Here is a 20,997-nt window from a genome sequence, read left to right on the forward strand (position 1 = left end):
TGAGCTTGCATTGCGCGGGGTAAAACCCTATCTTTGAAAAAAAGTCGATTCGCCATGACCGGTACAAGTGCAATTTTAGCCACTGATGTTCCAACCCATCTTGTATATGAATGGGATGATGGTTCTCCCATTTATTACCGAAATTATCAGGAAGTATTATCAGGTAAAATTACAAGCGAAGAGGTTATGGCGGATAGCACCTTGCAAGCATGGATCAAGAGTAAATTATACCTTTTTTTGTGTGGTGCCTTATTAGAAAAAGGTTACGAAATTCTGGTAGGTGAAATTGGTATGCAGCTCGCGCCAAAATCTACACGTGCCGCAGATATTGCTATTTTTAAAGCTGAAACCTTCACCTTAAGCAATAAATACACCGAGCAGGCTCCTGAAATTGTCATTGAAATAGACGTCAAGGCCGACTATCCCAATAGTGGAAAACTGATTGAATATTATGAACTGAAGACCCAAAAACTGCTGGAATTCGGGGTGAAAAAAGTAATCTGGATTTTTACGGACTCTGAAACGGTGATAGTCATCAATCCCGATCAAAAATTGTTTTTGGATTGGTCGGATGAGGTGGAAGTGATGCCAGGGTTTGATTTGAGGTTGGATGATTTGCTTAAGCGATAGAAGTGATGGTATTGCCAGTTTATACTTTGGCTAAGGGTAAATGAGTAAAAAAAGCATGCAATCACACAATTGGTTCGGAAAATGTGAAAAAATCACATTTTCCGAACCAATTGTGTGATTTAGGAACGATTATTAACCTCTGCCCTTATGAAAAAAACAACCATCATTTTTTCGATTTTAATGGCCGCAATCCATTTTGGAAGTGCCCAGCCCAGCAAATTCCCCCCCATCAACGACATCACCAAGGACAAATCCCTGGTCACTTTTGTCAATCAATTGAAGGTGGCAGTGCAAAAAAAAGACAAGGCTTTTTTGTTGAGTGCTTTGGATGAAAAGGTGATGAGTGACCTAGGCGGCGACGGAGGGATCGCCGAATTTAAAAAGATCTGGAATTTAGATAAAGGCGACACCTCGATTTGGCATCAATTGAGCCGGGTAATTGAACTGGGAGGGGCGTTCAACAAAAGTGACCCGGAAGGCAGGTACACCTTTGCTTTTCCCTATGTCCATTTAATTGATTTGGAGGATGCAGACGATTACATCAATGTGGGGGTGATTACGGGTAAAAATGTGAATGTTCGGGAAAAACCCGACTTGAAAGCCAAGGTGCTGATGCAATTGAGTTATGACGTGATCTGGTTTGTGGAGGCGGAACAGGCCTTACAAAAAACCGAAGGTACCAACCCCTGGGGTGACCCGGAATGGTACCTGATCGAAACTCTGGATCGGAAAAAGCAAGGTTGGGTGTTTTGGAAGTACGTCCACAGCCCGATTGGTTATCGATTGTACCTGTTCAAAAATAAGCAGGGCAAGTGGAAGATATCGGCTTTTGTGGCGGGGGAGTGAAGCTAAAATGTCTAGAACTGCGCAGCATTTGAGCCTTGCTCGGAACTCCCCGAAAGTTCCAAACTTTCGGGGAGTGAGGTTTGAGATGGGAGGCAACATCAACGATTGGAGGCAATCATGATGCGCTCGGTGTATACTTTTTGACCAGCCTGAATGCGCAGGATGTATAGGCCAGGTGTTTGGCTGCTCAAATTGAGTGGCAGATTTTGAGTAGGTTCAACGGAGGTTTTAAGGGTCAATACTCGCTGACCAGAGGTGTTGAATACTTCCAACCTGGCCCCAGTGAGTGGCGTAGTCAATTCTGGAAAAACAATGTCTATTTTTCCTGGGCTAGGATTGGGAATCACCCGAATCGTTCCTGATTGAGGAGCATCCGTTAGCCGTTCCACCAACCCGCTGTGAATTTTGGGCGCTTGGATTGTTCCAGGGTTTTTCCGGTTGAACAGTTTGATCACTGCTGACCAGGGGCTTTTGTTGCCATTCGGGCATATCAAGCGGAATTGAAAATCGTTCATTCCGGGGTGCAGCGAAAAAACAGTTAAAAACTTATCTTCAAAAACAGCCGGAAAGTACTGTACGAAGAAACCATTTTCCGGCTTGGTACGCATTTGGTATCGATATCCTTTCGGCGATTTAAACTGAATCACCGGATCCAGGCTACTTTCCTGAAAGGTAATTTGGACGGATGCAGTATCAGGTTGTTCAGTGCAAGAATCCAGCTGCGCAGTAAACGTAGTCTCCAGCCTGAGCGAATCTTGTGGGTGATTGGGGCAAGCGATGGCAACGCTCAAATCGTATTTCTGCCCTCCCGATAAATTGCTCAAGGTGAATTGTTGTTGTTTCCCGTTAGTGGGTGTAGTCCACAGGTTTTGATCCGCAGGTTTGTAATGCCAGGTGTAATTGTGCTGTACCGGGAAGTTAAAATTGAGGTAATCCACGCTAAAAGTGGCCGCGTCCTGGGTTTTGAATTGCAACAAACTGATGTCTCCAGCTAAAGGTAGTTTGCAGTTTTTGGTCGTAAAAATCAGCGATGGTGACCAAACCAGGAGGGTATCTTCGCAGACTACTCTTGCACTTATTTCATAAGTTGTGCCGGGGATTAGTCCCTTGAGGTAGCTTCCAGTTCTAAGTTTTATGAAGGAATAATTGGGTTGCCCCACGATTCGGTAGCGGTACTCAATCATTCTTACTTGCCCTAGCCTTAGTTCGACAAAAACGGAGGAGTCATGGACTTCTCTGATGTTGATTTTAGAAATTATGAGGCAAGATGGCGGCACCTCGATTCGCTTGAAATAGGAAACAAAATCGTTTCCACAACGCACATCTACCCTTACTTCATATACCTTCCCGGGGCTAAGGTTCTGAATCGAAATGGCAAAATTTGTACTGCGAATGGTATCAACCCAGGTAGTTTGCCCGAGCTCCCGGTAATACCATTTGAAGCTGAATGGGTCGGCGCGTTGAAGCAACAGAATGGAAATCCTCAAACTTGGAAATGCTGAAAAAGAAGTGTCAAAGCGGATGTCTTTCGCATCAGGAAAAACACAAGCAGCAAACTCAACCAATAAAGATTCCGACCACTCACTCCAGACACCTAAGTTTGGGCAATTCTGCCTTACCTGGATTTCATATTCCCCTCCTCCCGATTCAAACTCAATATTGGTAATGGGGTTAGTGGTGATATATGGATATTTCCAGTTATCTGCTCCCTTTTTGCGGTAGCGCCATTGCAGCGCCTTGTTGTCGATTCCCTGGTAACTGAGTTGAGCATTGTACCAACGATCCTGTTTCACTTTGATGTTGAGGATGTTAGGCGTTTCGCAGGTATCTAGCCTGGAATAAGCGTCAAGGTGGATAAGGTCTTCAGTGGAGACTATTTGCACCGGATTTTTTTCTTCCGCATACTCTTCCCAGATCGTATTGCTAACGGTAAAGTTTTGATTGCCTGCCAGCATCCGGACGAAATACAGACCGCTGGCCTGGTTCGACAAATCCAGAAAGGTGCCATAGCCATCAATTTTTTGGCTCAATACCTTTTGACCAGAAAGATTAAATACCTCAATTATACCCTGCAGTGCTGATTTACCTTCAATTGGCATTTCTAAGCGGAAAAGCCCAGTACTAGAGTTGGGGCTAATCTGCAACTGCTTCACTTCAGCCTTAGGCAGAAGCTCCAATTGGGCCACTCCATTGGGAGCAAAAGGTCGGCGTGTTTTGGTGTTCATCGTTTCAGACCAGGGGCTGGCATTGCCATTGGGGCAAATGATTCTGAATTGAATCTCATAGTTAAATTGTGGAAACCCAAAGCCGATAAAATAATTGTAAGGAAGTTCCCTGCTTTGATAAGGGAATACTGCATCTCCCTCATATCGGTAGCGAATTTGGTAGGCATACCCTCTGGGGATGGTGGCAGTGATATCCCATTGTGTAGGAGTCCGTTCAATATTCAGGAAGCTGGTGTCCGGCGCTAAATTGCAGGCTGTGGAGGCTACTAAAGTTCGGGTTAAAAGCAAAGAGTCTTCGCTTGAATTGGGACATTTGACCGTTACGCGCAGCTGGTATTTTGCATCGCGCTGCAGGCCTTTGAGCAAAAAAAGCTGATTGCCCCGCTGATGCTGAGTTGCCCATTGGGCGTCATTCTCCTGCTTGTACTGCCAGAAGTAGTCCAATCCACGATCAAAATCGTTGGTGAAATAGGTTGCTGACAACAAAACAGAGTCAGCTCCGTAATATTTCACTATTGCCAGGTCGCCATCTTGTGGGATCAAGCAGCTCTTGGTCGTAAATTCCAGGGTATCCGACCAATCAGCCTGTTGGCCGGGGTCGCCACAAATGATCCTGGCACTGATTTCATAGGTAGTGTTCGGCTGTAGGTTTTCAAGTTCTAAAGAACCATTAAATCCAGCCACACCCCGGAAAGTATAAGCAGTTCCTCCTTTGACGCGATAGCGGTATTGGCAGGTTCTGGAGTTTACAGAAAGCGCATACACATGAGCCGTTGTATTGGTAATGTTTTCGACCCTTAAGTCTTTCCGTTCAATTAAAAAACATTCGGAAGGAGCAGTAATTGTGCGGAAAAACGTTTTAAATTCTTTCCCACAGTATACCTCAATCCTCACCTCGTAGGTGGAATCGGGGCTGAGGTTGACAATCTCCGTTGTCCTGGTGGTCGTACTGATGGTATCAATCCAAGTCGTGCTCCCTTGTTTGCGATAAAAAAAGCGATAGGAATAATCATAATCCCTTTGGTTAAATACATTGAAAGAAACATGTAAGTCCGGGAAATTGTAAAATTGCATATTGATGGATACCTTGTTTTCAACTGGCAGTACGCATTCCAGCGTATAAACCAGCAGGCTTTCGGACCAGTCGCTCAGCTCTTCTGAATTGCCACAGCGCTTTCTGACCTGCACTTCATAATTTTCCCCCACAACCATTCCAAGGATGTTGATCTCACGGTCGGTTGGACCACCAGTGTACAACCAGTTGTTGCCATCTCCTACTTTACGGTAACGCCACGTTACTTTTTCCAGCGGATAGTTTTCGTCAATTTTTATCCGTATATACCCAATGTCGATCTGGGTGAAAGAAATTTTGTCTTTAGGAATGGCTGTACAAGCAGCAGGCGGAGGGGCAAGGGTGGTAAAGGTTTTGACCTCGGACCACTTTATTTCACCGGATTCACACTTGATACCCAGTCGAAGTTCATAAGTATGTTTCGGGGTCAGGGAAATGAAAGACAGGGAGTCCTCGTTGATTAAAACAAAGGTACTTGCGTTTGGGCTGTTCGCACTGCGCAATTCCAGTTGATAGGCTTGTTTTAAAAACCCACTGAAAAAAACGGTAGCCTGATTAATGCCCACCTTTTGAACGGAAAATTGCTCGGTACTTGGCGCAGCACAGATTTGTTGGGTACGCACTTCAATGCCGTAGTCTTCTATTTCAATGGTATTGTTGCCTCCACAGGGGCTGCTGAATGCCATTCTGGACAAAATTACCCGCATCAGGAATTTTCCACTGGCATTTACCAGGGCACTTTTTAATGACAAAGTAGTTTTTGCGCTGCTTTTGAATACAGATTTGGTTTGCAGGACTTGCTCTCCAGCATCTTCAAAATCCTTATCCCCGTTGAAATCGATCCAAATCCGCCAATAGGCCGTATCCTGCACCCTGGGGTAGCCGCCCAGGTCGAGTTGTACGGCATAAGTCGAATCGGTACGTAGTGTCAATTTGGAATCAGGAGTATTTAAATAACCTCCATTGGCACCGGAGTTGTTTGTCCAGGAGCCAATGCTTACTTTTTGCAGCCATACATTGCTGCGGGGGCCTTTGTTGAGGCAATACCCATTGGTGTCTTGGGCCGCCAAAAACATGGTTGTGCATAGTAATAAACTAAGGAGAAGAAGAGGTTTCATGGAAAAAATAGTTTGGGTGTTAAAAATTCAGAGTTTTTACAGCGATATTTTTTAGCGCAGCCCTACTTTCCCTGCTTGCAAGCGGACAAAGTAGAGTCATCCACTGAATGGCAGCAGGATCGGGTGCGATCCCACAAGCTGAAACAGGCTGTGCAGCAATAGTATCGGAAATAAACTGCACAAGAGAGAAATGAATAATTGAGCTTTCATGAGGTGAAATTTTCAAGTGACTACGGTAATACCGCCTTTTTTTTCAACCTGAATTGACAGAATGCCACAATAGTTTGTAGCTCTACTTGCTTCTGGATTTTTTTGTAATGGAAAATAAGTCTATCCATGAGCAGAGGTAATAAGGGGCAAAAATGCAAGCAGGGTCAAGTAAAACAGTTTTTCCATTGGTTTTAACATTAATGATGCAAAAGCATTATGAATGGGCGTGTTGTAGGTACACCCAGGATATTTTTTGTTAAAATGCCGAATTAACGATTTGTACTGAGTAGAAGCCTTTCTGTATAATTTGATGAATAATCCTTCGCTGGTAAAAGTAATATTAAATTTGTTAATAATCGGATACACAGGGTTATCAAAATGTAAACAAAAAAGCCTTTTGGCAAAAAAAAATTACCAAAAGGCTTTTAAATCATTGTATGTCAAGTTATTTAACCGCAGCAAATCCCTGCTCCAGATCCGCTTTAATGTCATCAATGTGCTCAATGCCCAAGGAAATGCGCAGTAAATTCGGCAATACTCCTGCCGCAGCCTGCTCCGCCTCATCCAATTGGGAGTGCGTTGTTGCAGAAGGCTGAATGATCAGGGTTTTGGAGTCACCAACGTTGGCCAGGTGGCTGGTCAGGGTCAGGTTGTCCACAAATTTGGTGGCCTTTTCCTTCCCGCCTTTCAGCGTGAAGCTCAGTACTCCGCCAAAACCGTTCTTCAGGTATTTTTTAGCCCGCTCATGGCTTTCGTGGCTTGCCAAGCCTGGGTACCATACCTTTTCCACCTGTGGGTGCGCTTCCAGCCATTCGGCCAGGGCCTGCGCGTTTTCACAAGTGCGGTCAACGCGCAAGGAAAGGGTTTCCAAACCCTGTAGGAACAAAAAGGAGTTGAATGGACTCAGGGCAGGACCCCAGTCGCGCAACCCTTCTACGCGGCAACGAATGGCAAAAGCAATGTTGCCAAAGGGGCCTTTGTCGCCAAAAATGTCCCAAAACACCATGCCGTGGTAGCCTTCAGAAGGCTCCGTGAATTGTGGGAATTTACCATTGCCCCAGTTGTAGTTGCCAGCATCCACAATCACGCCACCGATGCTGGTACCGTGTCCGCCGATCCACTTGGTAGCCGATTCTACCACAACTGCGGCACCCCATTCGATTGGGCGGCAAAGGTAGCCACAAGCGCCAAAAGTGTTGTCGACGATCAAGGGCAGGTCATGCTTTTTGGCCAGTGCACTCAAGCCTTCAAAATCGGGGATGTTGTAGCTGGGGTTGCCGATTGTTTCACAGTACAAAGCCTTGGTGTTGCCGTCGATGAGTTTTTCATAATCAGACACGCTCTCCCCTGCTGCAAAGCGCGCTTCTACGCCCAGGCGTTTGAAAGATACTTTAAATTGGTTGTGCGAACCTCCGTACAAATTGGAAGAGGTTACAAAATTGTCGCCAGCTTGCAAAATGTTGTTCAAAGCGATGAATTGAGCAGCGTGGCCCGAAGCCACCGCCAGGCCCATCGCGCCCCCTTCGAGTGCGGCTACCCGCTTTTCGAACACATCCGAAGTGGGGTTCATGATCCGGGTATAAATATTGCCGAACTCGCGCAAACCGAATAGGTTGGCACCGTGCTCAGAATCTTTAAACGTGTAGGAAGTGGTCTGATAGATGGGTACTGCACGTGAGCGCGTAGTTGGGTCTACCTCTTGGCCAGCGTGCAATTGCAAAGTTTCAAATTTCATGAATCCGTAGGTTTTATGTGTGAATAAGCATCCAATACAAGTGCGTTGTTCCACAGTGCCTACCACCGTGGAATAGTTGTTGTTAGCGCGTAGACAAGTTTAATAATCGTGAAAAAGTTGGCGTGAGTATATCTAAAATTATGGTTTGGGGTGGTGAAGAAGGCCCTGCAACAAATCGCCTGCTTCGTAGACCATCAAAGTTACTAAAATTCCCCAGATTGTAGCAAAGATAGACATCCAGAAAAAGATTTTTTCCCGCTTTTCCCCAAAGGCATTGGCCACCAAAGTGCCGCCAATGGGTGTCAACAAAAGTGGCGTAAAGAGGGCTACGCCGATGATCCCATACCTGCGCCAAAGGGTCACTTTGCGCCGATTGGCCGGAGTAAATACTTTTTTGGTTTTGAAAAAACGCTGTTTGAGGTACTGCCCGAAATAAGTGAACACCACTACACTCAACATCATTCCTGCCGCAGTGAGCGCAGCTGTCAACAACCAGGGTAATCCGTAGGCCTTACCCTGCAGGGGGCCAAACAAAAACTTGAAAGAACTCGATAGGAGCACGGATAGGTACTCCACAATATTTTCGGACATGTCAAGGGATATTTCAATCGTTTAAACAGTAAAAGTGGGGTTTAAGTTGCAATTTTTTTCAGGACACAAATATGCAAAAAAAACGGGGATAATGTCAATAACGTGAATAGGGCATGGAGGGGTATTTTTGGGGTTTTGGAAGAGGGAAGGAGAGAATATGGAATTGCTGTGACAAATGGGGTGTGTGGACTGTTGACTTTCCTTTGAAATAATGCTAATTTTGTGGAGCATCCCCAAGGGTAGCTCCCTTGGGCCAACGCACCATCTCTGCTGCGTTTCTTGGTTTTTATTGAGTTACGAGTTAAGAATACATGATTTTAGAGTTTCGAAGTTAAAAATACACAATTACCAATTGATTGCATCAATTGGCAAGAAGCGCAAGAATTCATTCGCTTGCTCAACAAACGCAGTGGAATGAATTACCGGCTGCCTAGTGAGGCAGAATGGGAATTCGCAGCTAGGGAAAGGGGGAATAAGATACGTTTTGGGAATGGGAAAAATTTTGCCCTTGCAACGGAAATAAATTTTGATAGCACCAAGGGAATACCCCGTCTTACGTAATTAAAGGTGACAACTGGGGGAAAACCACACCGATAAGTAGTTTTCCTGCCAATTCGCTTGGGCTTTATGATATGAGCGGCAACCTTTGGGAATGGTGTGCGGATGTATGGCATGAAAACTACTATAACGCACCCTCGGATGGTTCTGTCTGGATGTCTGGAGGAGAGCAGAATAAGCGGGTGATTCGTGGCGGATCCTGGGTGGATGAGGGGGCTTATTGCCGTACAACTTATCGATTCCTTAAGGATTTTGATGGTTTAAATAAGCACAACTTTAATGTCGGTTTTCGCCTTGCCCGGCACCCTTAACTCTTTTTACGCTTAAAAATAAATTAAGGAGAAAAAGAAGCCAAAGCGACAGGCTTATGCCAGCAGAAAAAAGCTTAGAATAAGCTCAGCCTAAACAAACTTAGCCTGATAAGCCTCCAGTGTTTGAGCAGCGACAGCCTCATTTAGTCCCTCTGCCTGTAAGTGCGCTGAAAGGATTTCGATCACACGTTCCAAGCTGGTGCCAGATAGCAAGGCAATTTTCTCCAGCGAAAACTCCTGGAGTGACCATAGGTTTTTGGTGACTTCGCGCACTTTGAGCTCGGCACCTTGCTCGATGCCTTTTTCGATTCCTTCTGCTTGAATCATGTCGTAAGTACTCATCGCATTGTGATTTAAATTATCCGGCAAGTGCTTGATGAACCTGTTGATGGTTTCCCGCTCAATTTCGGAATTTTTGAAAAGATATGCAAGCAGGGAAACGACAAAGTCGCTAACCTGTTGGTTTTGGGGCTCTAGGTGAATAAAGATCAACTCAGGATGCTCAAGAACGAATTGCGGCTCCCAAATGTGTTTGAGCATGAGCAGGGTATTGATGAGCAATCCCTTTTTTAGTTCCAAAATTTGCTCATCGGAAAGCGCCCGTACATTGGTGAGGATGTAGTCGAAACGCGGTAAATAAGGCAGTAAACCTTGGGGTAAACAACAACTGCTCCAGATAATCCCGCGCAATCTCCAACTGCCCAAAAGAGGCTTTGAAAAATTCATCGTGAGACTTGTGTGGGTACTCTGACATCCTGAAAGTTTGTGTATGGAAGAATTGGATACGAAGGTAGTGGGGATAGTGCGGTTGGGCAAGGCACTTTTGGCCAATTTTGACCAGGGCAAATTGGGAGGATTGGAGGATTAGAAAGGCCATGGTCGAATCCGCCCCCTCTTCTCCCATTTATTCCGATATTTAGGCCATAAATGAACCAACCAATGACCTTCCACTACCTCATCCGCCGCACCCACCGCTACCTCGGCCTCTTCCTCGGCATCCAGTTCCTGATGTGGACCATCGGCGGCCTCTACTTCAGTTGGTCCGATATGGACTACATCCACGGCGATTACCAGCGCAAAGCGCCGCCTATGTTGCAGGTGCGGGATAGTTTGGCATCGCCCAATCTGGTGTTGAAAAACCTGGTCGCCCGACACCCCATTGACCAAGTGGCCAGCATTCAGCTCATCGATGTTTTGGGCAAGCCCACTTACCGGGTGGAGATTGTGCACGGCATGCACCACAAGATGTTTTTCCTGGCCGATGCGGTTACGGGTGAAATCCGCCCAGCATTGAGCAAAAAGGAAGCTGTGGAGATGGCTACTCAGCAGTTCATTGGAGCGCCCAAAGTTACTAGGGTTCAATACCTGACCAGCACCAATGGCCACCACGAATACCGCGAAAGCCCCCTGCCTGCCTACGCCATTCGGTTCGACCATCCGAGTCGCACCACAGTGTATGTGGCGACCGAGCTGGGCGCAGTGACCAAGTTCCGCAATGAAAAGTGGCGCATTTTTGATTTTTTGTGGATGTTGCACACGATGGATTACCAGTCGCGGGACAATTTGGGGAATGTGCTGCTGCGGGTGTTTTCGATCATGGGGCTGTGTACGATTGCTTCGGGCTTTTTGTTGTTTTGGTTGAGCCGAAAAAAGATCCGATAACTGCTTAGGTGTGTCTTCAGTGCCTTAGGTTTCTTAGGTGGTAAAAAAAAGATTTGGCGCAGTCAAATCCAATCCCTGCTTATCTTTGCCCTTTCAACCCAAACAATATGAGCCAACCCGCCTACGTACTCCTCATCGATTGTGCCGACCAGAAGGGCCTCGTTTACAAAATCACCAGCGTTTTGTACAGCCAGAATGTGAACATCATTGGCAACCAGGAATTTGTGGAACGCGAGCAAGACCGCTTCTTCATGCGCACCGATTTTTCGGGTAAAGTCAACGACGCTCAGATCCTGGAAGAATTGCGCAAAGTACTGCCCCCCGACGCCAGCATCAGCCTGCGGCAAAAACGTGCGAAAAACATCGTTCTGCTGGTCACCAAGGAACAACACTGCCTGGGAGAATTGCTGGTGCGCCACCAGTTCAACGAGCTCAATGCCAATATCCTGGCCGTGATCGGCAACCACGATACCTTGAAACCTTTTACCCACCAATTCGGGGTCAATTTTCACCTGGTTTCCCACGAAGGCAAAAGCCGCGAACAACACGAACAGGAGGTACTGGAAGTGGTGCAGCGCTACAATCCGGAATACCTGGTGTTGGCCAAATACATGCGCATTTTATCCCCGGAATTTGTGCGGAATTTTCCCAATCGCATCATCAACATCCACCACTCCTTTTTGCCCGCATTTATTGGGGCAAACCCCTATCGCCAGGCTTATGAGCGCGGGGTAAAAATCATTGGTGCCACCGCCCATTTTGTCAACAATGACCTGGATGAAGGCCCCATCCTGATGCAAAACGTCATCCCGGTGGATCATACCTACTCCGTACAGGACATGATGCAAAGCGGCCGCGATGTGGAGAAAATTGTGCTTGCCCATGCCCTTAAATTGGTCTTCAACGACAAAGTGGCTGTGGTGGGCAACAAGACGATTATTTTTGATTGAAACAATGAAACTGGATACGCTTCTGGTTTCACTCTTTCTTATACACCTAAACTAAAAAGTTATGGACTTCAAAGGACTACGTACCTGTATTTACAAGGTGAATGACCTCGAAAAAGCAAAGGCCTGGTATAACGAAGTATTGGGCTTTGGACCTTACTTCGATGAACCTTTCTACGTGGGCTACAACGTGGCTGGTTATGAATTGGGCCTGATTCCTGACGAAGGGAACCCTGCAACACATGAGGGTGGCGTGCATACCTACTGGGGAGTGGAAAATGTAGAGGCCATGTTTCAACGCTTGTTGGGCATGGGTGCCAGTACATACGAAGCGCCGAATGAAGTCGGCGGAGGCATTGTGGTAGGTATGGTCAAAGACCCCTGGGGGAATTTATTCGGGATGATTTACAACCCGCATTTTAGTTTGGCCTGAAAGTAAGGGTAAATAAAAAAAGGGTGAATAAACAATCGTCTATTCACCCTTTTTTATTTGCTTATTTCGACATTCCAAAGTTATCGATCCAGTCCAACATGCCCCCTTCCAGGTTGCGCACGTTTTTGAAACCGGCTTCTTTCAGCTGGTACTGTACGCTGGCGCTGCGACGACCAGAGCGGCAGTAAACAACTATTTCATCCTCTTTGTGGCTGACCAAGCTGGGAATGACCATAGGGAAATTGCCCATTGGAATCAGATTTCCACCCACATTGAATTCCTCGTGTTCGTATGGTTCGCGCACGTCGATGAGGACAAAATCATCGTTACGTGCAAGTTTTTCTCTCAATTCTTGTACAGTAATGTCCATGATTATTCTAGTTTTTGTGTTTCTTACCCGATTGGTAAACAAAGTCAACATGGCGCAAAATTAGTGGTAAAATGTGGTTCCCGAATAATGCGCCGCAAATGTATTCATTTTTAGAGATTTGCAAGCAATCTCAAAAGTTAATCATTCTCAAATTCACTTTCCGTACTAACGGGTGCCTCGGTGGGGCAATCCGCTGGTCGTTTGCGGGTTAGGAACAATTTGAGTTCTGCACCCGATTTCATCGTTGAATCAGCATGGAAGGCAGGTTCCTGCTTCCACACATAATAACCAACAGGTCGACTGGCCGGATTGTTGTCATCGGTTTCCAAAACTAATTTCACACCACTGTTGCTGATGATGAATTCTGCCTCATCGTAGGTTTTGCACAACACATCGGGGATGGGCACATCACCCGTATTGCGCACAGATACCACCAGGGTAACTTTGGAGGCCTTGGGCACCTCAATTCCCGTTTTCAACTCGGTAGCGGTATATTGTCGGCCATTGTATTTGACGAACATGACCGTGTTTTCTTCCAATTGGCGGTCAAAGAGGTATTCTACTTTACCCACTTTTATCCCTTTTGCATTCAGGGCATTGGTGTACACGGATAGTTCATCCCGCCCAACCAGGTCGGGAAGATTCACCATTGGCGCCTGGCCGCTGGTGATCACCACGTAAATGTTGCGGCTGTTTTTGACCCGGGCTGGTGGCTTGGGGTCTTGATCTACGATGATTCCAGGCGCTTTGTCGGGATCAAATTGGGTAGAACTAACCACAATCCTGAAACTGGCCAGACGTGCTTTAGCCTTGGCATCTTCCAGGCTCAACCCTCTGAAGTCGCGCAACTCCATAGATTCACCATGGTGGGTATAAATTTTGATGCCGTTAGTGATGCCAAAAAAAACTAAAAAAATAAAGGCGGCTAAGGCCAGGGCGTTTTTGATGAATAGTGTAGACACAAAAAATCCGATTGTATCGTTGAGGAATTCTTTAAAACGGGCTTCAACCCCATAACTCGGTACTTCGGGAAGTGGCGCGCTAGACTGGCTTTCTTTTGGCGCTACATCGGGTAAGGACACGAGGGGGGCAGTAACAGGTTCGGTTGTGGGAATACTCGCGGTTGGGATGCTAACCTTTGGTGCTGCAACCACTTCTGCAACAAGGGTTGAGGCCAGTTCCGCGTATTTTTTGCTTTCGCTCAGAATTTGATCCAACTGAACAAAAGGAGTAATCCCGGCCAGTCCTGCCTGTTGCAATACCCCACGGCCATAGTGCATTGGAGGCAAAGTGTTGGCTTCTAACAAAATGACTTCGGGGTTGGCGTTTTCATAAATGCGTACAAAGCCATCGATGGTAGCCAATCCAAAAATATTGAGAATACGGGCAGCTTTTTCAAAATCAGCTTTGACCTGGGTACTCAGGAAATGTTGATCCTGCGGATTTTTGGAAAAACGCGCTGGAATAATGGGGTACCCCTGCCCGGGAATGATTTCTGCCAGGTCAAAAACCTGGTATTTCATACTGCCTTCAATGGTTGGGGATGCCATTACGGTGGCGGAAATTTCCAAAAAATGCCGGGCACCTTCCGGGCCAATCATCGACTCCAGCAGGACTTCTTCGGCATAAGGAAACTCCATTTTGGGCTTTAACTTGAGGATTTTACGGTACTCCACTCCATCGGCACCCTGAGGCCGAAACATCAGGCGTAGGTAGGCTTCCAAATCTCCCCGGTTGCGAATGGCCTTGACGGCGATTCCTCCGTTTTGATCAATGGGCTTTGCCACAAAGGGGTAACTGAGGCGGCTTTCAATCTTTTGATAGGCTTCCTCGGCGCTCAAATCAAAGGCACGTTTGCTGAGTACCAGTTGCTGAGGCCCCTGAAAACCATTGCGCTTCCACACTTCCAGGGTCTGGACCTTATTGACCGCTATATGTGAGGTTTTGTGGCCAGAACCATTGTAAGGAATTTTGCGGGCTTCCAACTCCTGTTGCAGCTGGCCATCTTCACCAGGACGACCCTGCAAGGCGATAAATGCCTGATCAATCATTCGTGCCAGGTCGTCCAAACTGCGTTTTTGTGCACTGGCATTTGCACTGCCATTGGCATACTTGACCAGAATGTCGGCACTGCGGTTACGTAAGGCTTCCACTTCTTCAATGGCCGCAGGGGCCTTGTGCAGTGCTTTGACGATGCTGTCGATATCAGGCAGAAACAACATGGCACCGGGCGTCTGGTAATATTCCCATTGTTGGGCATTTCCAGTTAACAATACGGGGATAGGGTCATATTCTTCCGTGCCGGAAAGCACTTCGTATACGTGGCGGGCGGTTTGTAGGGTCAGATTGCGCTCTACCCCATAACCACCATAAAACAGGGCTACTTTGGTTTTTTTATCATCCTGTGGCCGCCAATTGCGCACCAACTCGTCCAGGTATTGCAACAATGCACGCAAGCTGGCATCTTGCCCTTGTTCATTTACCCTGGCCTGTAAGGAGGAACGAATAAGGTAAGTCAGCAGTTGAGAAGGACTGAGCCCAATGGCTGCACCAGCGTGTAGCATTTGGGTAGGAAGAAAAGGCTCAGGGTTGGGCAAAACCTGTTCAATGTACACCTGCCCTTGTTCATTGATACAGCCCCTAACGCCTACGTAGGCCTGGACTCCCAAGGTGGTAAACAAACGTTCACAAACTACCCGAATGGCAGCTGACTGCTCACGGGCAAATGGAGCAGGAGCAACATTCTCAGCATCAAAGGGTTCGGGCAATAGTGCAACGGGGCTGCCATCTTCCTTGGCCAAAACCAGACAGGAAAATTTGACCCAATCAGGATTTTCCTGAATGTTGAGTTGTGTAGTGGCATAACTTCCCTCCAAAACCATCTGCGCTTGTTCTTCCAATATTTCAGAAGCCAGGCGATTTAGGGTTTTGAGCAACTCTTCGGGGTGAAAAACGGAATATTGTTGACCGTTGGCTCCCACTCGAATGGGGAAACCCATGCCATCACTGGCATTGAGCAATAAGCGCACATGGTCTATGCGGTCGTATTCACTGCGTTTTAACCAATCGCCAACCAGAATGATTTCCCGACCAAAAACGGCGTCGACCGCTTCTCTAAACGTCTCGGGGTCATCATGGTCGTTCACTATGATCTGGTGTTCGATGGCACTTTGTGCAGTTGACCCAACGCTTACAGGAAAACCAACTTCCTGATGTACTTTATTGAGCAAAGCGGCCAGGTCTCCTCCCAGCCATTCCTGCCGATTCAGCGTGATTTGCCGCAGGGTGTTAAAACCTTTGGCCTTGAGCAGTGGAATAAGTTTGGATTGGTCGCTAAAAGTAGCACAAAGACTACTGTTGCTGCCCGAGTAAGGAATCCGCAACTCTTCCAGGCGCAGTTGTAAAGCCCCGTGCTCGCCGGGCATGAGCAAAAAGGCAAAGTTGATGAGTTCGGGTAGTTCTGCTGCTTTGATGGGTTCGCCCATTTTTTGGAAATGGCGATCCAATTCATCCTGGGGAAGATTTCCTAAACTTTCGATGTAAATGCGAAACTGGTTAGGAGAGGGTGGACAAAGCTCTGGAGTAGGGCAAAAATCGCGGATATTTGGTTGAAAAATGCTTTGCCAATCCAGAAGAATGATGTTCTCAAGGCTGTCCACAAAAATAGGGACAGGCTCAAAACAACCACGGTTTAGGTAATTGTAAGCGGTTCGCCCTACATCAAAGGAACGTTCCTTTACCCGAGAGGCGCCGCCAAAAAAAATGCCGACTTTTATTTTCATAGGTCTGTTGCAGAAAATTCGGCGATAAAATACGTGAAATTGTTGAAAAGTTTAGAGTTGAAGGGTTGAAAAGAGGCCGATAGCCCAAGAGCTGGGAATAAATACCCTATATTTTGGACTACCCATTACTTTTCAACTCTTCAACTCAAAACTTTTTAACTCACTTTGCCACCAAAAACTGCCGCTGCATACTTCCTTTGCCCGTATTCAAGTGCAAAAGATAAGCGCCGGCTGGCCATTGCTGGGTAGCAATTGAATGATTCTTGACACCTTGATTAACGGTTCTTTGGTACAACAATTGCCCTTGCAGGTTAAAAATACTGAGTACGCCCTCGGTAGGCAGATTTTGTTCAAATTCGAGGTTCAGCAAGTCCTGCGTCGGGTTGGGGTACAGTTTAACTGCAAATGGGAGTGGCACTTCGCCTAAACCAGTTGACTGGTCAATTTCAACATTAAAGCGATTGATGGGTAAAAAACCACCTTTGCCGTCTTGCACCACAAATGAAAAAGCATCACTGCTGCCCGTGCCGCCATTGTGGGTATAGCGTAGGCGAGCAGCATCAATGTCTGCCTGGGTGAACTGATCACCCACTTCCAGCAATTTATCCGTCAAGCGAAGCCCCCCGGCAGCAGGCACCTGGGTCAAAGTATACAACAACTGGCTGGGCGTCGCATCAACATCCTGGGCTTGCAGATCCGTACCCGCAATGGTTTTGTTGCTGTTGCGGTTTACTTTTACCCCCTTGTTGTTGAGCAGGGTTGGGTTGCTGGCAATAAGGGTGGAACAAAACTCAATGACCCAGGAATTGATGGCACCCACTGTACCTGCTTCTGAGCGGATAACCTGTACCCTCAAAATCCAGGCACCCTGGATGCTTTCACCCTGCAAAATTTTCAGCGCTTCTTTGGGTTTGAAGACGATGCCGTCATCAGGAGGGCAGGTGGCCGTCCCCGCAGTGATGACTCCAGGAGCTTCATCGTCAAAACCAACTTTCATAATTCCAGTTCGCCCGGTGCAAGCCTGATCGTACAATACCACCACCGTACCTTTGGGGCTTACCAAACTTACCTTGATCAGGTTGACGGTTTGGTAATCAATATCGATATTGGGAATGTTGATGTCGGTGATGGTTCCAGCATCGGTCACGTTGATGCGTGATTCTACCGTAGGGTTGTTGCGGGAGGGAATATTCACGGCAGCTGTGGAATTCTGGCGTTTGCAGGAAGTCACACTGGTGTGAAACACAAAAGGCTCAGTGTATTGTCCTGGCCCGCATTCATTTTCAGGCCGTACCCTCCAGAAGTGCAGGGTATTGTCTTTGAGGATTTTGTTTGGAGCAAAAGTATCAACCGTTACATTGCTGGCCTGGGCCAGGTTGGTGGTGCCAAATTTGGGGCTTTCCGACAATTCCACCGCATAAGATCGTGCTGCAGGCGTTTTTTGCCAACGCAAGATAGTGGCCAATTGGATGCCAGTTTGGCCATTGCTTGGATTTTTCAACGCCAGGTTGGAATAATCAGTAGAAATAGTCACCAAAGACAAAGTGCGCAGCACAGTATCGGCACCCTGTGCAACGGCGCGTACCGTAAACTCGACCGTATCGCGCAGGACATTTTGAACCATAAGTTTCAAGGTGCTGGTCTCTCCTCCGCGTAAATTGTTGGCACTAAAGGAAGCAGTAATCCCTGCGGGCAGACTGCCTGGCAGGATGTCCAACCTTACCACATTGTTAAAACCGCCTAAAGTCGTATTGGTGATTTTATATTCTACAGCAGTTGGCTGGCAATTCAATGGCAAGCTGTATGGGCTTACCCCCAAGGCAAAGGTTGCCTTAGGGTTCGACATGATGGCAAAGTTTTGATTGGAGATATCAAAAAAAACATTGTCCACTGCTTCTATCTTGATCCGGGCATTATTGGAGGTCATGTTGGGCAGCGTCACATTTTCACTGCCGTCATTCAGGGCGTTTTCAGCTAAAAGAAAGGGAAAACTAAAACCTCCATCAACAGACAGTCGGATATTGACATAACGGCAATTGACTGGTGCAAGATTGGTTTTGGCAACATCCCAGGTGATGGCTACATTTTCACCTGCTTTCATTACTTCTGTACCAAGATTTGGGCTTTTGACCAAAAAAGGTCCAGCTTGATCGGTTGCTTGTAGGCGAATGCTTTGCCAGGCTACACCACCCGCAGAAGCATTATTGTCCCGTACAGTACAACGAAAATTGAGTTGACGGGTATAAGTGGGCAACACTTCGAAAACAGTGCTCTTGTTTTCCAATAAATCGGTTAATTGTGGAAAAAACCGAGTAGGACTAGTCGTCGGTGGAAAGGAACGAAAACTTGGACTATTGCCTTGTGGAGTACCTAAAGGGCTCATTGGGCCTAAATCGTATTGTTCCCAACAATAGGTTAGGGCATCACCATCTGCGTCAGTTCCTGTGGCTGTTAGCATAAATGGTGTCCCCATTGGAATTACGAGATTGGACTTATACTTTAGTTGTACTTCAGGGAGGGTATTGGGGACAGGTATAGAAGTTCCGCAAGTACTTCCTTCCATTTCCCTACTAAAAGAAATGAATTCTTCAAGTGAACGGACATTGTAATAATCATCTGATTCACCACTTATGTTGCTGTTGCTTCCACATGACCCTGCGTAAGACATAATGGTGCTTCCACTTCCAGGTTCAGTTGCACTGATGGAGTGAAATTCCTCGCTGGAGACGCCGGGACAATTGCTCCATGTATGAAGGCATGAAAATTGATGTCCAATTTCATGGGCCATAATGGATACAGCAATATAGTTTACATTCGTCGTGCTAAAACAAGTGACTCCGTTTCCTTTATTAAAGGCACATACTGATTTAGCCGCTGCGATCCCTGCAATCCTATTGATACAGGATTTTGTGAATACATGACCAATATCGAAACTATTTGAACCAATGTATTTGTTGAGAATAGGGGCATTTGAACCTTCAAAATTGAACTTACCAACTAATATCTCTCCGTTGTCTGGAGCAATATAAGGATCGGTTGCTGGATCCAAAAAAATCAAAGTATCATTATTCTCTATTAGCATTAATTTAACAGCAGTTTCTCGAATAAAGATTTGATTTACTCTGTTAATTGCTGTATTCATTGATGCCAATACATTTTCTACCGTTTTTCCGCCATAGGTTTGAGCATATTCACCAGTGCAAGCTAAAGCTAATCGGTAAATGCGCAATGCCTGAGTTGCTGAACTTCGTAAATTCAATGCTGGTGTAGTATTAGTGGGAATACGTGAAGGTTCCTTTATTGCTGCCACTGCGTCGGTACCACAGCTAAGCGACGTAGCTCCAACTCGGCCTAAATCCAAATCTTTGGTAAAATAGGAGGTATAGTACTTACTCGCCATATTTGCATATGGATCAATATAGACAGTTCCTTCCAAAGAGTGGATAGCCGCATGCAAGACCCCTGCTCCCAGGTCAAAACGTACACTTATGGCTTGATCATCCAAACTTTTCCCACTAAAGCTTTTGATATTGGGATACTTGGCTGCAAGTTTAGGCATCATCACCGGTGATTCTTCAACAGCAAAGCGAGCCATTTTTCCATTGGGCAAAGGTAGACTTACTATCACTGAAGAGGTTTTGCTACCCTCCATTGGAGCCTTTTCCAAAATTTGTTGAATTTTGGAAAAGTCAAGGCTAAGCATCCGATACTTGTTGGTTGCCAAATCTACTTCAGCGTTAAATGGCAATTGAATGGCAGAGGTATTGGTCACATCCTGCCAATAAGATTGACCTTGCTGAGCCCACAAACCTAGGCTACATACCAACAGGCCACACAACACGGAAAAATATTTCATACTCAATTCGGTTTAAACAGCTTTAACGTTAACAAAAACCAGATCATAAAATGGAGATCCAGTACTTGAGGGTAAAAATACGTGCTTAACCGAATTGTGGGAGGATGCTTTGAGATTTTCGTCGGGGAAAGTATAAAAATCGTTGGGGCACCCCTGGCGGGTGCCCTAGCAACCGGCACCCGCCAGGGGTGCTGCTACTCTTCTTCGCCCATTTGGTTATCGGCGCGCAGGCGGCCAAACATGGCATCAATGCGGTACATCTCATCAAGGGTATCGTCAAGATAAAAATCGACATCTGGAATTCGGCGCACCAGCTTGCGTAAACGCTGTGCAAGGGATTGTTTCAGACGTGATTTTTCCTCCTCCATTTCAAGCAATACCTCCTGTTTGTTTTCGGTATTGTATACACTGAGGTATATTTTAGACTGGCTCAGGTCAGGAGATACCTTGACGTTGGTAACTGTCACCAAAGGGGTGGCTCCGTAAATGTAGCTTCCTTCATCCTGCAACACCAGGCTGAAATTCCGCTTCACCAATTCTGCTACTTGTTTTTGTTTAATCGTTTCCATCCCTATGTAAGGTTTTAATCAAAATTATGTTTTATATTTATAGGAAAACATAAATTTTGGCACAAAAATCAACAAAAAGAAT

14 protein-coding genes and 1 pseudogene are annotated in these 20,997 nt (G+C 46.3%); 7 read left to right on the forward strand and 8 right to left on the reverse strand.

Annotated elements, in window-relative coordinates; translation table 11 throughout:
- Positions 1 to 54: 54 nt before the first annotated feature.
- Positions 55 to 630: a Uma2 family endonuclease gene (locus SFV55_RS21480; RefSeq protein ID WP_320031610.1), complete on the forward strand. Its 576-nt coding sequence runs from the start codon at positions 55 to 57 to the stop codon at positions 628 to 630.
- Between the two features lie 147 nt (positions 631 to 777).
- A complete protein-coding gene (locus SFV55_RS21485; protein ID WP_320031611.1) occupies positions 778 to 1,476 on the forward strand; it encodes an SH3 domain-containing protein in 699 nt (232 codons plus the stop codon).
- A gap of 98 nt (positions 1,477 to 1,574) precedes the next feature.
- Here SFV55_RS21485 and SFV55_RS21490 read toward each other — a convergent pair whose 3' ends face one another.
- The 3 genes from SFV55_RS21490 to SFV55_RS21500 all read right to left on the reverse strand — a co-directional run bounded on the left by SFV55_RS21490 (position 1,575) and on the right by SFV55_RS21500 (position 8,427).
- On the reverse strand, positions 1,575 to 5,891 hold the full coding sequence (locus tag SFV55_RS21490) for a T9SS type A sorting domain-containing protein (protein ID WP_320031612.1): 4,317 nt from the start codon (positions 5,889 to 5,891) through the stop codon (positions 1,575 to 1,577).
- A gap of 655 nt (positions 5,892 to 6,546) precedes the next feature.
- Positions 6,547 to 7,836, reverse strand: a complete 1,290-nt coding sequence (locus SFV55_RS21495) for an O-acetylhomoserine aminocarboxypropyltransferase/cysteine synthase (protein WP_320031613.1) — start codon at positions 7,834 to 7,836, stop codon at positions 6,547 to 6,549.
- 138 nt (positions 7,837 to 7,974) lie between these two features.
- Entirely contained in the window at positions 7,975 to 8,427 is a 453-nt protein-coding gene (locus tag SFV55_RS21500) for a small multi-drug export protein (RefSeq protein ID WP_320031614.1), read from the reverse strand.
- 345 nt (positions 8,428 to 8,772) lie between these two features.
- On the opposite strand from SFV55_RS21500, the pseudogene SFV55_RS30275 reads away from it, so the two are divergent.
- Both SFV55_RS30275 and SFV55_RS21505 read left to right on the forward strand, forming a co-directional pair.
- Positions 8,773 to 8,988, forward strand: a pseudogene (locus SFV55_RS30275) (formylglycine-generating enzyme family protein); the annotation flags it as partial.
- Entirely contained in the window at positions 8,988 to 9,296 is a 309-nt protein-coding gene (locus tag SFV55_RS21505; RefSeq protein ID WP_320031646.1) for a formylglycine-generating enzyme family protein, read from the forward strand. The pseudogene SFV55_RS30275 and the gene SFV55_RS21505, both read left to right, overlap by 1 nt.
- A gap of 90 nt (positions 9,297 to 9,386) precedes the next feature.
- Here the strand turns inward: SFV55_RS21505 and SFV55_RS21510 are convergent, their stop codons facing one another.
- Positions 9,387 to 10,022 carry a hypothetical protein gene (locus SFV55_RS21510; protein ID WP_320031615.1) on the reverse strand — a complete coding sequence of 212 codons (636 nt, stop codon included), beginning with the start codon at positions 10,020 to 10,022 and terminating at the stop codon, positions 9,387 to 9,389.
- Positions 10,023 to 10,235: 213 nt separating this feature from the next.
- Here SFV55_RS21510 and SFV55_RS21515 point away from each other — a divergent pair, with 213 nt between their 5' ends.
- The 3 genes from SFV55_RS21515 to SFV55_RS21525 all read left to right on the forward strand — a co-directional run bounded on the left by SFV55_RS21515 (position 10,236) and on the right by SFV55_RS21525 (position 12,338).
- Complete coding sequence (locus tag SFV55_RS21515) at positions 10,236 to 10,958, forward strand: PepSY domain-containing protein (RefSeq protein WP_320031616.1); 723 nt, start codon at positions 10,236 to 10,238, stop codon at positions 10,956 to 10,958.
- Positions 10,959 to 11,065: 107 nt separating this feature from the next.
- On the forward strand, positions 11,066 to 11,908 hold the full coding sequence (gene purU / locus SFV55_RS21520) for a formyltetrahydrofolate deformylase (protein WP_320031617.1): 843 nt from the start codon (positions 11,066 to 11,068) through the stop codon (positions 11,906 to 11,908).
- A 61-nt stretch (positions 11,909 to 11,969) separates the two neighbouring features.
- Positions 11,970 to 12,338 (forward strand): VOC family protein, encoded by a 369-nt coding sequence (locus SFV55_RS21525; RefSeq protein ID WP_320031618.1) that lies wholly within the window; start codon positions 11,970 to 11,972, stop codon positions 12,336 to 12,338.
- A gap of 61 nt (positions 12,339 to 12,399) precedes the next feature.
- On the opposite strand, the gene SFV55_RS21530 is transcribed toward SFV55_RS21525, so the two are convergent.
- The 4 genes from SFV55_RS21530 to rbfA all read right to left on the reverse strand — a co-directional run bounded on the left by SFV55_RS21530 (position 12,400) and on the right by rbfA (position 20,915).
- Positions 12,400 to 12,708 (reverse strand): rhodanese-like domain-containing protein, encoded by a 309-nt coding sequence (locus SFV55_RS21530; RefSeq protein ID WP_320031619.1) that lies wholly within the window; start codon positions 12,706 to 12,708, stop codon positions 12,400 to 12,402.
- Positions 12,709 to 12,845: 137 nt separating this feature from the next.
- On the reverse strand, positions 12,846 to 16,490 hold the full coding sequence (locus SFV55_RS21535; RefSeq protein WP_320031620.1) for a PASTA domain-containing protein: 3,645 nt from the start codon (positions 16,488 to 16,490) through the stop codon (positions 12,846 to 12,848).
- A gap of 160 nt (positions 16,491 to 16,650) precedes the next feature.
- Positions 16,651 to 20,346: a reprolysin-like metallopeptidase gene (locus SFV55_RS21540; protein WP_320031621.1), complete on the reverse strand. Its 3,696-nt coding sequence runs from the start codon at positions 20,344 to 20,346 to the stop codon at positions 16,651 to 16,653.
- Between the two features lie 194 nt (positions 20,347 to 20,540).
- Positions 20,541 to 20,915 (reverse strand): 30S ribosome-binding factor RbfA, encoded by a 375-nt coding sequence (gene rbfA, locus SFV55_RS21545; protein ID WP_320031622.1) that lies wholly within the window; start codon positions 20,913 to 20,915, stop codon positions 20,541 to 20,543.
- Between the last annotated feature and the right edge of the window lie 82 nt (positions 20,916 to 20,997).

This window comes from Haliscomenobacter sp., from assembly GCF_033763495.1.
In the GTDB taxonomy this organism is placed as follows: domain Bacteria; phylum Bacteroidota; class Bacteroidia; order Chitinophagales; family Saprospiraceae; genus Haliscomenobacter.

Coding starts and splice junctions, on each gene's coding strand:
- SFV55_RS21495 (WP_320031613.1), bottom strand. CDS start 7,836: ATGAAATTTGAAACTTTGCAATTGCACGCTGGCCAAGAGGTAGACCCA.
- purU (WP_320031617.1), top strand. CDS start 11,066: ATGAGCCAACCCGCCTACGTACTCCTCATCGATTGTGCCGACCAGAAG.
- SFV55_RS21525 (WP_320031618.1), top strand. CDS start 11,970: ATGGACTTCAAAGGACTACGTACCTGTATTTACAAGGTGAATGACCTC.
- SFV55_RS21535 (WP_320031620.1), bottom strand. CDS start 16,490: ATGAAAATAAAAGTCGGCATTTTTTTTGGCGGCGCCTCTCGGGTAAAG.
- SFV55_RS21490 (WP_320031612.1), bottom strand. CDS start 5,891: ATGAAACCTCTTCTTCTCCTTAGTTTATTACTATGCACAACCATGTTT.
- SFV55_RS21530 (WP_320031619.1), bottom strand. CDS start 12,708: ATGGACATTACTGTACAAGAATTGAGAGAAAAACTTGCACGTAACGAT.
- SFV55_RS21510 (WP_320031615.1), bottom strand. CDS start 10,022: ATGAATTTTTCAAAGCCTCTTTTGGGCAGTTGGAGATTGCGCGGGATT.
- SFV55_RS21540 (WP_320031621.1), bottom strand. CDS start 20,346: ATGAAATATTTTTCCGTGTTGTGTGGCCTGTTGGTATGTAGCCTAGGT.
- rbfA (WP_320031622.1), bottom strand. CDS start 20,915: ATGGAAACGATTAAACAAAAACAAGTAGCAGAATTGGTGAAGCGGAAT.
- SFV55_RS21500 (WP_320031614.1), bottom strand. CDS start 8,427: ATGTCCGAAAATATTGTGGAGTACCTATCCGTGCTCCTATCGAGTTCT.
- SFV55_RS21480 (WP_320031610.1), top strand. CDS start 55: ATGACCGGTACAAGTGCAATTTTAGCCACTGATGTTCCAACCCATCTT.
- SFV55_RS21515 (WP_320031616.1), top strand. CDS start 10,236: ATGACCTTCCACTACCTCATCCGCCGCACCCACCGCTACCTCGGCCTC.
- SFV55_RS21485 (WP_320031611.1), top strand. CDS start 778: ATGAAAAAAACAACCATCATTTTTTCGATTTTAATGGCCGCAATCCAT.